Origin of the sequence: Malikia spinosa, assembly GCF_002980625.1 — a bacterium.
Taxonomy (GTDB): Bacteria; Pseudomonadota; Gammaproteobacteria; order Burkholderiales; family Burkholderiaceae_C; genus Malikia; species Malikia spinosa.
The window spans coordinates 1-14,277 of the sequence record NZ_PVLR01000072.1; the positions used below are offsets into that span (position 1 = coordinate 1).

10 protein-coding genes, 1 pseudogene and 1 riboswitch are annotated in these 14,277 nt (G+C 58.4%); of the genes and pseudogenes, 3 read left to right on the plus strand and 8 right to left on the minus strand.

Features of this window, described 5'->3' with window-relative positions; all coding sequences use genetic code 11:
• The 3 genes and pseudogenes from C6P61_RS16985 to C6P61_RS16995 form a co-directional block, all read right to left on the minus strand.
• The coding region (locus C6P61_RS16985; protein WP_146115089.1) for an LEPR-XLL domain-containing protein at positions 1-3,285 on the minus strand (3,285 nt) is incomplete at its 3' end.
• Positions 3,286-3,409: 124 nt separating this feature from the next.
• Positions 3,410-4,312 (minus strand): SapC family protein, encoded by a 903-nt coding sequence (locus C6P61_RS16990; RefSeq protein ID WP_211296999.1) that lies wholly within the window; start codon positions 4,310-4,312, stop codon positions 3,410-3,412.
• Positions 4,313-4,975: 663 nt separating this feature from the next.
• Positions 4,976-5,302 (minus strand): annotated as a pseudogene (locus C6P61_RS16995) (transposase family protein); the annotation flags it as partial.
• A 176-nt stretch (positions 5,303-5,478) separates the two neighbouring features.
• Between C6P61_RS16995 and C6P61_RS17000 the strand changes: the two are divergent.
• Together C6P61_RS17000 and C6P61_RS18245 are read left to right on the plus strand one after the other, a co-directional pair.
• Positions 5,479-5,943 carry a hypothetical protein gene (locus C6P61_RS17000; RefSeq protein WP_105731090.1) on the plus strand — a complete coding sequence of 155 codons (465 nt, stop codon included), beginning with the start codon at positions 5,479-5,481 and terminating at the stop codon, positions 5,941-5,943.
• A 19-nt stretch (positions 5,944-5,962) separates the two neighbouring features.
• Complete coding sequence (locus tag C6P61_RS18245) at positions 5,963-6,208, plus strand: SOS response-associated peptidase family protein (RefSeq protein ID WP_425319769.1); 246 nt, start codon at positions 5,963-5,965, stop codon at positions 6,206-6,208.
• A gap of 103 nt (positions 6,209-6,311) precedes the next feature.
• On the opposite strand, the gene C6P61_RS17010 is transcribed toward C6P61_RS18245, so the two are convergent.
• The 3 genes from C6P61_RS17010 to C6P61_RS17020 form a co-directional block, all read right to left on the minus strand.
• Positions 6,312-6,491 (minus strand): hypothetical protein, encoded by a 180-nt coding sequence (locus C6P61_RS17010; RefSeq protein WP_105731091.1) that lies wholly within the window; start codon positions 6,489-6,491, stop codon positions 6,312-6,314.
• 137 nt (positions 6,492-6,628) lie between these two features.
• Positions 6,629-6,734: riboswitch (SAM-I-IV-variant riboswitch) on the minus strand.
• Between the two features lie 465 nt (positions 6,735-7,199).
• A complete protein-coding gene (locus C6P61_RS17015) occupies positions 7,200-8,066 on the minus strand; it encodes a ParB/RepB/Spo0J family partition protein (protein WP_170067411.1) in 867 nt (288 codons plus the stop codon).
• A 194-nt stretch (positions 8,067-8,260) separates the two neighbouring features.
• Positions 8,261-9,331, minus strand: a complete 1,071-nt coding sequence (locus C6P61_RS17020; protein ID WP_105731093.1) for a ParA family protein — start codon at positions 9,329-9,331, stop codon at positions 8,261-8,263.
• A gap of 1,057 nt (positions 9,332-10,388) precedes the next feature.
• Here C6P61_RS17020 and C6P61_RS17025 point away from each other — a divergent pair.
• The gene (locus C6P61_RS17025) at positions 10,389-11,708 is read left to right on the plus strand and encodes a replication initiation protein (RefSeq protein WP_105731094.1); all 1,320 of its coding nucleotides are present in this window, start codon (positions 10,389-10,391) and stop codon (positions 11,706-11,708) included.
• Positions 11,709-12,533: 825 nt separating this feature from the next.
• Here the strand turns inward: C6P61_RS17025 and C6P61_RS17030 are convergent.
• A complete protein-coding gene (locus C6P61_RS17030; protein WP_425319768.1) occupies positions 12,534-13,049 on the minus strand; it encodes a Fic family protein in 516 nt (171 codons plus the stop codon).
• A 171-nt stretch (positions 13,050-13,220) separates the two neighbouring features.
• The coding region (gene tnpC / locus C6P61_RS17035; protein WP_105731095.1) for an IS66 family transposase at positions 13,221-14,277 on the minus strand (1,057 nt) is incomplete at its 5' end.

Genomic DNA, 14,277 nt, shown 5'->3' on the forward strand with positions numbered 1-14,277 from the left:
GTCACCGCTGAGCGTGACGAAATCGGCTACTTCGACCGTCACTGCGCCACGCGCCTCAAGTGTTTCTAGGCCATCGAGCGCCAACGCAATTGACTTGCTGGAGCCCGTACTGACAAGCAGACCACTGTTCAATCCATGAACCACGGCATCGCCCACCCGCGTCGCCTGGTTGACCGCAATACAGAGCTGACCAGCCGAAAGCGTCAGCCCCTGGACACCGATCAGCGAAGCGGCAATGGAGTTGGACTGCAAGCTGACCCAAGAGCGTGTCGCATCAGCGCGGTCGCTCATCAGCGCAAGACCGAATTCGACACCGCTCAACTCCAGGCCAATCGCACCGGCCGCGGCGTCATCGACGCCAGCAAACAGTTCGGCTCCGCTCGCCCCCAACGTCAACATATCTGCGCTGACCGAGCTACCGTCGGACAGCTTCAGATTTTGCGTGCTGCGCTGGATAGCATAATTGCCCTCGGTGCGGACAAAGTCCTGCACTTCAACCGTCAGGTGTCCACTGGCCTGCAACAGTCGTCCCTGGTTGCCATCCATGCTCAGCGCGAGGCTACTGCCAACGCCGGTACTTACATTCAGAACCGTCTTGCCAGCGGCGTAATCGACGACCGCGTCACCCGTTTTCGACGCATCGTTGAAAGCGATGTTGAGATCGGCACCTGCGATCTTGACTCCCGCCAGGCCATTGAGCTGAGCCGTCGACGCAGTGGCCTGCAAGCTGGTCCAGCGCCGGGAAGCATCAGCACGCGCACTCATCAGGGCCAAGCCAAACTGCACGCCGGTCAGTTGCAAGCCCGTCGAATCGGAGATGCCAGCAGTAGCGGCCAGTCCTTGGGCCCCAATCGTAATTAAATCAGAAAGAATTCCACCATCCGACGCGTCAGCCCCTGCCAGCTTGACGGTCACCGTGCTGCGCAACAACGCAAAATCACCGTTGACACGAAAGAACTCACCTGCCGTCAACTGGGCGCCGCTGACGGCTATTTGCTGAACCCCGGCGTCGAGCTTGCCAAAGGTATAGGCTTCATCAGCGATGGTGATCTTGCGACCACTGACGGCATTTCCGGTGGAGTTCCAGCGCACCGCGGCCTGGCTTGCCGACAGAGAGACGCTGCTGTCGAATGCAGTGCTCAGACCACCTTCGGCTTCGAGCAACACACCGCCAGCTTGCTGTGCCGTTGCTGCACTGACGACCAGGGCCAGCTTCGTGCTGTTGACGCCCGCGCTCAGATTGCCCGCCTGCATCTGGGCACTGGCCGAGGAGGCGAGTGCCTGGAGGTCGCCACTGCCGGATTCGCGCTGGAAAGCGAAATTTCCGCTCAGCTTGAAGGCGTCACCCAGCATGATGTTCAGGCCTGTGACCTGCAGGACCGGAACCGCCGCGCTGTCCATCTGGGCCAGCGTGTAGGTGAAATTTCCAAAGCTCAGGGTCCGGGCCGCCTGGGCCACGCCGGTGGTATTGACACGCAGCAAGGCGGAATCTGCGCTTACCGATGAAAACCCAGCGCCGATGATGGCGATCGCTCCCTTGGCCTCGAGCTCGAACCCCGACGAATCAGCCAGAATAACAAGGCCGAATTGAGCGCTGTCAAGACCGACTGTCATGCCGCCGGCATCGAGGCGCGAGCTGACACTGCTACCGGCCATCAGCAGGCCGGCATCGGAAGTTGCAATGCCAAGCCTACCCGACAGTGTCAAGTGGGCCGGCATGATGAGATTCACATTGCCTGAAAGCGTCGATCTTTCACCAACGGCAACACTTTCGAAAACATAATTGGTCGCGCCGACACTCACGCTGGTACTGGCTGCCGACAGATCGAGCATAGTGTCATTGCCCGCTCCTATGCCCTGCGCGAAATCGATCGTCAGAGAATCAGTCGAAAGACTGATTCCGCCGACTCCCTTCAACGAAATGTTGGCAGCCGAGCCCTGGGCCCAGATCCAGGCCTGATCGGAGCTGGTGCTGTCGAGCCAGAGCAGCCCCAGATCCAGATCGGCAATCGACAGACCAGGCTGGCTACTGGCCTGCGGGCCGGAACCAAAATAGCCGGACGCATTCTCCAGGCCTAGCCTCCAGGCACTGTAATGTTCGTTACCCAGAGAAAAATCAGACTGGTAGCCGAGGAACATCGACCCCGACAGCGAAAGACCGCTACCCAGGGCGAGAGAACCGCTGACATCGTAGCTCAGATCCTTCATGAAGTAGGACGGATTCATGGCCATACCGATGACGTCGTCATCGATCAGGCCATTCAATCCGCTGCCATCGAGGGCTGAAATCAGGAATGCCGTTGCTGTATCGACCTTGTGCGCGACCAACTGTATCGAGTTGGTATTCTGCTTGATTTCGTAATAAATCCCGTTCGCCGCGTCAACCAGACCCTGCGCCGAATCGAACGAACCGCTCACCGAGTCATAATTGATGAAGGTGAAGGTGTCACCTTCCTTGGGCTTGAAGCCGCCATGAAGGCTGACTTGAAGTTTTCCGTTCAGGGTAGCGCCGCCGGCAACATTAATCTGATCGTAGCCAGTGCCGGGATCCATGCCGCCGAGCTCGATCACCGTCGTCGATCCGCTGTCCAGCGTCAATCCATTGGTGAAATTGGCAACGCCCGGCGAATAACCGGGCGCCAAGATACCGAGCACCTCGACCGGTGCTTGCAATGAACCGCTACCTGCCAGCATCGAACCAGGAGCCACCACCAGCGATCGCATATCAACGAGGCTGACATCGCGCGCAAGTTGGGCCGCATCGTAACGCCCGCCATCCAGCAGATAATCAGAAGCTGGTTGCTTCGTGGTGTCGATTGCATCCTGAGGCATCCAGGCCTGTGCATCGCCAGATGGACTCGAGACTGCCTGCGGCTTCAGGGTCGAATCCGAAACAGCAGAAATGGTCACCGACTCAGCCCCTGAAAGCTGGTCTCCCCCCAAGGCATCCGAGTCAAGAACACCTTCCATGAATCGGCTGTATGCCTGATCCTGCACGGCAAAGACCGACTCCATGACCAAGGAGCGTGTCTGATTCAATACCTGATGGAAACTTGTTTCCGAATCAGCATCGAGCACAGCCTCGGCATGACCTTGATTGACCGGATCGATTTCATATCGGATCGCTGTCGAGTTCCTGTCCAGCAACATCTGAGCAGTGGCCGTGACAGGATCGGCAGACAAAAGAATTCTCTGCTCCAGAGATTCGACCTGAAAAGTACTCCGCATCAGCTTGCTCAGAAGTCTGGACATGCGAGGCTGGGCATTTTTCATCTTGGAGCTCATAATTCTTATCCCTTATAGCACGCCGTCGGGATACGGCGCATAAAAATCAGGCGGGTCGATCCGAAGAAAGCAACCCGCCGACCGGATCGGAAAAACCGACCCCACATCAATTGAATTTTTCGCTTCAGCTATTTTTAGCCGACTGACGCTCTTCACCCAATGTCATCAAACGCTCGATTTGCGACAGCGAGATCAGGTGAGCGTATACCGCAGGCAAATAGTTCTTTGCACGGATTTCCAGGAAGAGCTCGTTGGACAGATTGTTCAGGCGCTCTTCATTGATGACATAGCAACCGCTGATGTTCTTGGCCTGATCAGCTTGACGAACACGCATGTTCAGCGGGGTGAACAAGTTGTGCTGAGCAAAGAATTTGCAGAATTCATCGGTAAACGCATCCATCTGCTGCAGCTCGCCGAGATAGGTTTTGATATTCTCGATTGCTTCAGCCGGCTCACCGTTATCGCCAAACAGCGGGACACCTTCGGTGTCGCTGACCAGATCGCTACCCTCGTCAATGCAGACGGTAAATTGACCTTCCTGACCCGTGCTGGCCAGCGCGAACGGATAGCGGCGGATGATGGCCGGCACATAGGATGACTGCCACTTTCCGTCAGCATCAGTGAACAGGTTCACCCCTTCCTCGAGACCGAGCAGGACCACGGGACGGAACCGATCCTTTTCCTTGTCTTCCAGGAAGACCACTGGATAAATAGCTGCCGCACGAGAGAACTCATGCACCATCAACGATGCAATATGGAACTCAGATGCGAAACCAAATCCTTCGATTTGCTTGATCTTTTTGGTCGCGTGACGCGCTTTGTTCAGGGGGACGAGTTGCTTGAACACAGTTTTTCCTTTCAGATTGAAAAATTGGATATTTTCAAATGGTTGATTGAGATGGCTGGACGGCTCCAGTCCATACGCCTGACAAGACCAGCATGCAGACCGGTTCAGTTTTCGCCACATATGCCACGCCACGAAACCGGGATGGAAAACTGGCAGCCTGCCCGGGGAAGCAGAGCGCACGAACGCTGCTTCCGTAGTGGGTCAGCAATTCAGACTGGGGCCAGCCACCGTGATCGGCCAAGTTTTTGCCTCGACCGTCCGGGACCCTGAGCGCCTGCCGAACCCACCGCAGCGTCAGCCGATAGAGCACACGACACTGACGAGCAAGCGTCAAACCGGGGTAAAGCGGAAGCAGGCGACAGGACATGTACTGGAGATGTAAGCGTTGAACTGAAGGCTGCATCTGATTTGATCGACTTCCACGACTCCACTGTCTGATAATTTTCTCCAAAAAGACGAGAAATGGTACAGCAAAATTTGACGCATCCAGCGTCAAGATTCGGCAGACTCGCCTTCATTGCGCGTAAATCTGACGCCCAGGGAGTTCGTCCATCAGGCGTGGCACATTGGTCGAATGAAAGTCATCATTCGACATGCAGTGTATCGAGCGGGTCGGAGCCAAGTTTGCAATTTCTTGCAGAGCGAGCCAGCTTCTTCACGGCCTCGGGCAAGAAGCCGTTCGCGTCTATGACCACATATGGGTTGCAGGTGTTCGTTATGGTCAACGCGGAATTTCGCATCCACCCCTGAGCGATACCGTGATCGCTCTGTCCGCTCACTTAATCGCGCACAGGTCCGGCAACGTGAGGCCGTAGCGGTTCATGTTCTCCTCGCTAGGGCCTGCTAACGCAATCGAAGAGCCTCGGCGATAAACGCTGCACACATCACATCGGTCTTGTCATAGCGGGTGAACACACGGCGCCAGGCCTTGAGCCGGCGGAACAACTGCTCGACCTCGTTGCGACGCCGATAGCGGGGCTTGTCCAGTGACCAAGGCTGCTTGCGCTGCGGGTTGGGCGGTACGACCGGCACAAAGCCCAACGCCTGGGCCAGTTCGCGCGTGGCATCACCTTCATAGGCGCTGTCCATCAGCAGCACCACTTCCCCGGCCTCCTGTGGCCCGCCCATCGCCTCGATCAACTGGGAGCGGGAAAGGCTTGGCCATAAAACCCGTACATCATGCTTTCAGCCAAATGAACGTCCATATATGGATGCTTGATAAATGCCAGCACCCGAGCAGCAACCGTGCTTGCTGCTGGCAGCCAACCCCAGGGCGATCGGCAGTGACCGATACCCACCCGACCCAAACCCCGATTTGCCGGGAACTCAGTCGCTACCATACGAGCATGAATTCCAAGAGCGGCACGACGACGACGAGGGAAACCGTCGAGAAGGAAACGGAAGCCACTGGCTTCCATGATCTGACGGACAGGGAACGGCTGGCGATCGTGACGGCCAAACTGCAGGAGACGCTGGAATACCTGCAGGCCATGCCGCAGGTGCCGGTCACGCAGGAAAAATGCCGTGAACTCGAAAAGTTCCTGCACGAGCCTTGGGCCAAGCGGCTGAGGTCGCAGTCGGACCGGTTCGAAGAGGGCTTGTGCCTGGGCCCCTCCGTTGACTGGGTGATCAAGGCCACTCTGGTCGACCACGTGCTCGAGGTAAAAATGCAGCCACTCGAGCCTGGCCCAATGCGGCGCCACTACTACCAGGAAATCCTATCGGGTCTGGTGTCGGGTCTGAGGTTCGCCCTCACCCCGTTGAAGGAGACCAGGACCAGGGAAAGCCTGCGGATCGGCCGCAGGCGATAAGGCTGACTGAGTCGCTGGACTGGCATGGACGAATGGTTGGAAGACTGCGGCGTACGGTGCGTCTACCGCCAGTCGTCCCTGCCTGAACCGAATCATCCCGGCCGAGGCCTTCTACGAGCCCGACTGGCGCAGTGGCAAGGTCGCTCCCACCCGGATCACTCGCGCCGACAGGCAGCCGATGGGTATCGCCGGTATCTGGATGGGGTGGAAGGCACCTGACGCGGCCGGCGAAGGAACTCGCGGGCACTCAGGTCCAAGCTGCTGAGCAGCACGGCGCCCATCTTGCCGAGGAAGTCGGCAGGCTGATCTGAAACACTGACCTGACCTCCACCCAAATCCGGCGGCAAGACCCATCACGACCTGCCAGCTCAGTGTGAAACCCGATAGGCCGCGGGATCGCGCCATTCACTGTCGAGCGGCAGATCTGCAGCCAGGGTATGGGTGCAGCGGTCGCGCCAGGTGGCGATCAGCGCGAGCGAGGCGCGCTCGAAAACGAAGGTGGGCTGGTGCTTTGCCGCAGCGGGATGAAAGCGAGCGAGTTCAGTCATTGTGACTCTCCTGTTTAGCGACATTGCCAATGGGTGGCGGGGGCCGCAAGCTGGAACAAATCCCCCCGGCCGGTTTGCCTGGACAGGCGGGTCGGCCAGACCCGGAAACGAAAGCGCCCTCACAAGGAGGGCGACGCTGCTGCCGGCTTGGTTGCCTCGAAAGGCCACATCGCACTTGGCAGACCACCTTGCCCCGGTGAGGCAGGTTGGCGCGGGCGTCAGGCCCGACTCGGAATGTGACACTAGCTTAGCACAAACCCGCCGAGCTCAAGACCGGGATTCGGGCCAGGGGGCGCGTCCAGCATGGCGGTGAACTGCCTGAACTTGTCTGCATCCAGGTCGGAAAACATTCGCCATACGAATTGGCCCGTGACGTATATCTTGTTTCAATACAGGCAACCGTATGGATCATGATCCCCGGAAGTTCATACGTATGAAGATCGTGACCGTTGTGCTTTGACCGCTCTGAACGCGAAGGCCGCCGGATCGACTCACCCCAGCCAGAGGCAAACAGTTGCTGCGCCCCCCTGATGGATTCCGCACTGGCCACGTATTGCCTGGCCAGTTGCTCGACCAGCACGGGCCATGGACGTTAGGCCATCTAGACCCAATCTGTTCTGCCGCTTGCCCGGAACACCCGCATGTCAAACTCATCGGTGCCGCTGCCACCCCAGGCGGTCCGAGTTCATACGTATGAACTCTTGCTGCTCAGGCCTGGCCAGGTTCAGTCCCACCGACATCTGCAGGCAGTTGCTCAACAGTCGTTCCAGTGAATTCAACTATGCCCCGCTCCCGCAGGAAGGACCTGAGCTCTTCCAGCAGGCGGGTCTGCCGCTCCGGCGTGTCGATGCGAAGTTCGAGCTGAACCGTGTCGCCGCGGCCGCGCAGGAACCCTTGCGGATAGCGGAAGTTGGCGCCCGTGCTGGGCACGGCACGCGGCTTATGCACCAGATAGTTCTCTACCTGTGCCTTGAGCCACTTGAAGGTCTTGTCGCCCGCGGCAAAGGCCTCGGCGATTCGAGCCGCCTTGACTACGCCAAGGTCGTTGGCGTCAGCGTGGGCGGGGCAAATACGTGCGAGTTGCGCACCGGCGTTGTAGCCGAAAAGCTCGGGCGCCTTCTCGATCTGTTGCAGTACGAGCGCGGGCAGACTGGCGAGCGCCTTGTACATGCTGAGGCGATTTTCTGGAACACCGGTCAGCGCCGAGATTTTCACGGCCGACAAGCCCGTGGCCTTGAGCTTCTCGAAGAACATGGCACGGTCGAGATCACAGTGCTGCTTGCGGCCTTCGTTCTGCTGATAACCAAAGAGTGCCGAATCCACACCGGTGAGATCGTGGTGGATCTCTGCCCGCAAGGTCTTGAACGTGCCATGCACCACACAAGCCCGGACCCGGGTCCAGCCATCACAGATGATGAAGCGCCCCGGCCTGTCCGGATGGGGTGTGACGTGGATCGGATCGTGCTGGCCTTGGGTCCGCAGATCGTCTGCTCTTGCCTGGATCATCTCAGGCGTATAGACAGTACGCGGTGCCAGCGGGTTGGGATCAATCAGGTCAACCGCTATGGATTGCACGGGATGAGCGGCAGGCATCTGCGGATCAACAGCCGATGAGTACCCCAAGTCCTGGGCTTGGGCTCCAAGCAGAGTTCTTGCCTTGCCAGCAGTTGCGGAAGATTGAAAATCTGCGAGATCATGGACCGGCAGAGTGGCCACTACAGCCCCTGACTTGACGAGTCCTGACAGCTTGGGAGGAATTCTTGCCATGATTATTCAGAAGCGGGAAGGCCGGGTTGGGTGATGCCGAAGCTGCGAATCAGGCTCTTGGCGACATCGAAGATGGCGGCAGCGCCGACGGAACTTGGTTCCACTTCAACCAAGGGTGCTGCGTCACGATTGCCAGGATTGAGCTGGCGGGCAAAACCCGTGAACTGCGGAACGATGGAGTCGTTGAGCATGGCGCCGTACTTCGAATACAGGAAGCCCATCGATTCACGCACATGCTTGAGCGAGGGGTGATACTTGTTGATCACCACTTCCATCCCGACCTCGGCACCGGTGACGGTATTGATCTCGGCCAGGTTGGAGGCCAGCGAATCCAAGGCCCGAAGGCAGCTGCCTTCGGGCTCGACCACAGTCAGCACCTTGCCGGCTTCCTTGGCTGCATAGGTGAACGCCAGACCAATCGGCGTAGTGCCCGGTGCCGTGTCGATAAAGATCACGTCGTAGTGTCGCGACAGGAAGGTCGCGTTCCGGTTCAGGAACAGATGTGCCCTGGCATGGCTGGCCATGAGCGTGACCATGCTGGCATCGGATTCTGCCAAGGTGATATCAGAAGGAATCAGGTCCAGGAAGCCACCGCCATAAATATGCTCAATCGCGTCAGGAAGGTCGCTATCGGGTTCCTTGTCCGCCTTGGGCTTGGTCAGAAAATTGCCGATGTGCGTGATATGACTGTCGTAAGACGCTGTCTCAACCCCTAGCAGATTGGAGGCCGAAGCTTGCGGATCGGCATCGATCACCAGGACCCGGTACCCCATCATTGCCATGGTGGAAGCAATGTTGACGCATAGGCTGGTCTTGCCGACGCCACCTTTTGTCATGCGTGTCACGACCAGTGCGGGAAAGCGAACGTCCGCCGTCTGGAGTTCTTCCATCGAGGGGACCTTGAGTCCCGCAGCGTGATAGCGCGCAGCCATCATGTCGGCTGGTGTGTAGCGCATGTGATGCTGTCCCGCAGGCTTTTCACGCCCCACCAGCTCCTGCAGTTTCTTCGGAGTGATCTCCATGCCAGACAGGGCCGTGGCGACGGATGTTTTGAACTCTACGGCTCGCGTCATTTTGACTTCCAGGTCTTAGATGATTTTGAATCATACTGGAAAAATTTAGCTTTCCAACTTTTTCCTAAATGTACTGATAAAAACTATTCTTGGACTGTACGTAGTTTTCTAGACAACTTCGATCAATCTGTCCATAGCTCCCCATGAATACTCACGTTTTTTCTTTGAAATCCGGAAACTCTTGAGAAAAATCAAGGTATTACGGTGTTTTCTTCAAGAATTCAAGAACTTCTCTGCAGTATTGATACATACAGCTTGATAACAGTTGACGACCAAGAAAATCTTTTGAAAACATTGACTTAGACCACATTTCCGGAGAGTTTATGGGGAGCTACGGGGGTACAAAGTGAGATCTTGTAGGGAGCTAAGGACCTTCTGTGTGAGAGCTCATAGGGAGCTACAGCCGATACGTGAGCTCTTGTAGGGAGCTGGCCTGTGGATAAGTAGCTCCAGCTGTCCGATGGTGAGTCTTTATAGGGTTCTACGAACCGTCTGGGTAGCCTTTGAGTGAGAGTCTGTAGGGAGCTAGACAGTTGGCGTGTACTTTCATAGGGAGCTAGGTCCATCAAGCGTGAGCTTTTATGGGGAGCTAGTGTCCTTGCTCTTCATCAGCCCAAAGCTTGTCGGCTCGCGCACGCCCACCCCGATGCCGACCTCCTGGTCGGAACTAGCTGTTCACACTCCCAGGACCCCTGCGCATGCGAGTTGAACAGCCCGACTTCACAGCTGGCCATGACATGCAGGCAGGAACGCCACTCTCATGTGTGAGCTCCGATGGGGAGCTACGTTCAGTCAGCTATCAGTGAGACTTTGTAGGGAACTAGAACGTCAAATTGCCGTCTGTGTGAAGGTATATGGGGCGCTATGGCTCACTGTTTGCTTACTGGAGTGAGAGTTCATGGGGAGCTAGGAGCTGCTCGCCAGTCTTGAGTGAGCTCTTGTAGGGAGCTAGCTTTGCCAGACTTTGGTCCATGCCGCATACGTGAATCACCTGATCTCACGTTCACGAAAATCCGGTACGATAAGTGAATTGCAGTAATCACGTATAAGCCTGAACATGGCGACACGCAAGAGATCAGAGACTGGTGCCGAACTTGAAGTTCTTGAAGCCAGCAACAGGGAATTCCGCAAGGCCAACAGTGCCGTCGGTGTGCGGGTCAAGTCAGGGCCGACACTTTCCATGATGGGGCGCCGCATCTTCAACGTGTTGCTCTACCACGCGCAGAAGCAGGGCAACACGGGCAACAGTGCGCCTTCTCCTTGGGACGCCTGCCCGAATCCGGAGGATTATTTCTGGATCCCCTCTGGTGATTTGGCGCATGATTCTTCCTGGGGCTCGAAGGACCACAAGATGCTGATCGCTGGTCTGCAGCAACTGCAGACCACCCTGGTGGAGTCGGATGATCCAACCGGTCGCTTCACCTCGGTCCAGCTGATCGGTGCCGTCCATGTGCTCAAGGGCTCCGGACGGCGACCAACCCTGATCGGCTGGGAGTTCCCGCGCAGCACCCGGGACATTCTCAGCAATCCGGATTTCTACACCAAGCTTTCGATCTACCATCTGACTTCGCTCAAGACAGTGGCGGGGACGGCACTCTACGAGATCGCCAAGCGCTACCTCACTAATGTGGGTGGCAAGACGGCACGCCAGCACTGGCACTGGTGGCATGACACGCTGACCGGAAAGCCGGTCGGTTCCGTCAAGTTTCCGGAGTTCCGCTATTTCAAGCGCGACACCCTCAATCCGGCCATCGAGGAAGTCAACCGTACCGACATCCGGGTCGAGCTGCTGGAGACCAAGAAGGGGCGCAGCGTGACGGACCTGCAGTTCCTGGTGTCGTTTTCGCAGCAGGTCGCGCTGGAACTGCCACCGGCGCCGGTCGTCGACTCCGAACTGCTCGACCGAGTCAAAGCTCTTGGTTTCACCGAACGGCAGTCGATCGATTTGCTGTCCCAGCATGAGGATGCCTACCTGCGCTCGACTCTGGAACTGGTCGAGGCACGAATGGCGGATCTGAGCAAGCCTGCCCTGGCATCACCAGCGGCTTTCATGCGAACCGCCCTCAAGGACAACTATCTCTCCGCCAAGCAGCGGGTCAAGACCGAGCCTCCTGTTCCCAAGCCGAAAAAGACAGCCAGCAGCATCAAATCTGCAGCCGAGATTGCCGAAGACAAGGAACGCAGCGCCAGACTCGACGCGGCAATGGCCAGTTTCAACTCCATGACGGCAGAAGAGCAGAACGAGTTGCTGGCCCAGTTCCATGCGCTCTTTCCCATGGCCAAGCGGTACCGGCGCGACGGCACACCGTTCCGTTCGACCTTTGGCCAATGGTACAGCCGCCGTGATGTCGCCGATGCCCAGACTTCACTGGTCTGAATCTGTGGCATCGGGGAGTTCATACGTATGAACTCCTGAAGCTCTGCTACCGGGCTGAGTTCCGAGCGCTCGGAGCGCGTCCCTGTGATGGGTGAAGGCATGGTCATGCCGTGGGTTTCCGGTGTCGAATCGGAACACTGTCCATGCCTGGAACTTCCTAGGCTGGCTCCCTATAAGTTCTCACCTATCGATCCACGGATTCCTGTCGCTGACCGATCAGAAGCGGGAAGCCAGACGCACCAGAATATCCAGGTCACATAGGCCATTTCTTCATACGTATGAACTCCTCACCTAACGCGGGCAGCGCATCCTGGTTGCTCTGAAGCAGAGAGACCATTCGCAGTATGTGTGCGCATTACGAAGCCACCACCGATCCCAGCAAGGGCAGATCACTGGCAGCAAGCCCCACTGTCCACCTCCAGAGGCTCGTGGCCAGCCCAGGAGTTCATACGTATGAACTTCGACTTCACGAACTTCGTCCCACGTGAAGGCCGCCCGTGTCGTGGCGTGCGCGCGTGCCGGGCTTGAATTGGCCGGGATCAGGAGGAATGGAAAGTCATGGGATGACTGCAGTAACACCCCAGGCCTGATGCGGGTTCACGCTCGCTGGATCACGATGTCGCCGAAGGGCCTTGCGATGCAGGTACGGCCAGTCGATGCCGGCCTAGCGCATCGAGGCAAAAAGGCTCTTGCCTGCGGGTGCAGCCAAGGCTGCGCCGGTGTCTTGCACCAGACTCCTGAAAACCGGTGGCTGCGGGCGGGAATCTGTGATCATGACCTGATCGACTCCCGTGGCATCTGCCGCATGGTGCATGCAAGACTCGATCAGGCCGGGACCTGTTGCCAGGCCCTGTACTCTGAACGCCTGAGCCGGTAGCGGGCGATGCAGCCTTCATGCAACTGCTGCAGCGCAGTTGCGAGCATCTCCGCGAACGCAGCCTGGTCGGCTCGGGACAGCACGACATGCAAGTTCTTGAAGGTGAAGGCATCGAAGCCCACCTCGTCGGCATCCTCGATCAGCATCTCGATGGCCGCCTTGTGGTTCAGGATCATCTGGGTCTCGATGGCAGCCTTGCCCTGGGCGACCTGGCCCAGCTCGATCAGGTTCTGGGTGTCGAGCCGGCTGTAGGTGTTGCCTTCCAGTTTTGATGAGGCCCATGACAGATCCACCAGCAGCCGGCCCAGGATATCGCGCGTATAGGTGCCGGCCGGTCGCTCATCTGCAGAAGTGCGACCCATCTCGTGCAGCTGACGCCGCAGCGACTCGGGCAGGTAGAACGTGATCCCGGGCTGGTAGGCCTCCAGGAATTCACGCTGGTAACCCACCGGCTTTCGATACATCAGTGGCTGCCTGACCTGATCGCGAATGGCAGCCCCTTCCGGCGAGACGGGAACATAGAGCTCTGCCGGCACCACAGCTGTGCTCTTCACTGCTGCTGTTGCACTGGCGTCAGGAACGTATGCGTCCGGCTAACCCCATACTTGACCGCCGGCACGTAGGGTGATTGACGCTCAGGCGCCGGTGCCGCCAGCAGGCTTCCAGCGATGCGGCAGCAGATCTTCGATCTGGCTGGCCTTGTGCGTGGGCAGCCGGGTCAGGACGTCCTTGAGGTAGGCATACGGGTCGTGCCCGTTCATGCGCGCCGACTGGATCAAGCTCATGATGGCGGCTGCGCGCTGGCCCGCGCGCAGCGAGCCAGCAAAGAGCCAATTGGCCCGACCTTGGGCAATCGGACGCATCCGGTTCTCGACCCAGTTGTTGTCCACGGGCAGCTGCCCATCGTCGACGAAGCGCGTCAGCGCAGCCCAGCGGTTGAGGTTGTAGTCCAGTGCTTTCGAGGTGGCCGAGTTGCCCGGCACTTTCTGTCGCTGCAGTGTCATCCACTCGTGCAGGGCGTCGAGCAGTGGCCGAGTCTGCTGCTGTCGTATCGTTCTTCTTTCCTCGGCTTCCAGGTCCTTGACCTGGCGCTCGATCTCGTAGACCTTGCCGAACTGCTCGAGCGCGAACTCGGCGATCTGGCTCTTGTTGGCCACGTGCAGGTCGAAGAACTTGCGCCGGGCGTGCGCCAGGCAGCCGGCCTCGATGATCCGGCCTGACTTGAACCCTTCCTTGTAGCCGGAGTAGTCGTCACAAACCAGTGTGCCCTGCCAGTCGCCGAGGAACTCGCGCGCATGCACGCCGGCACGCGACTCGCAGAAGTCGTAGACGACGGCCTGGAGGTCTTCGAAGGCGCCGGCAGCGTAGGCCCACAGGTAAGCGCGGTGCGTCTTGCCGTTGCCGGGCTTGAGCATCTGCACAGGGGTCTCGTCGGCATGCAGCACGCCGTGGCGCAGCACTACGGTCTTGAGGGCTTCGACGAGTGGCTGCAGTCGCACGCCGCAGGTGCCCACCCACTGCGCCAGGGTCGAGCGCGGGATCGGGAAGCCAGCGCGCCCGAAGATGGGTTCCAGGCGATAGAGCGGCTGGTGGTCGGCGTACTTGGCCACCATCACATGGGCCACGAGCCCGGCGGTCGGAATGCCCTTGTCGATCACGTGCGGCTCGACCGGCGCCTGCACAATCGTCTCG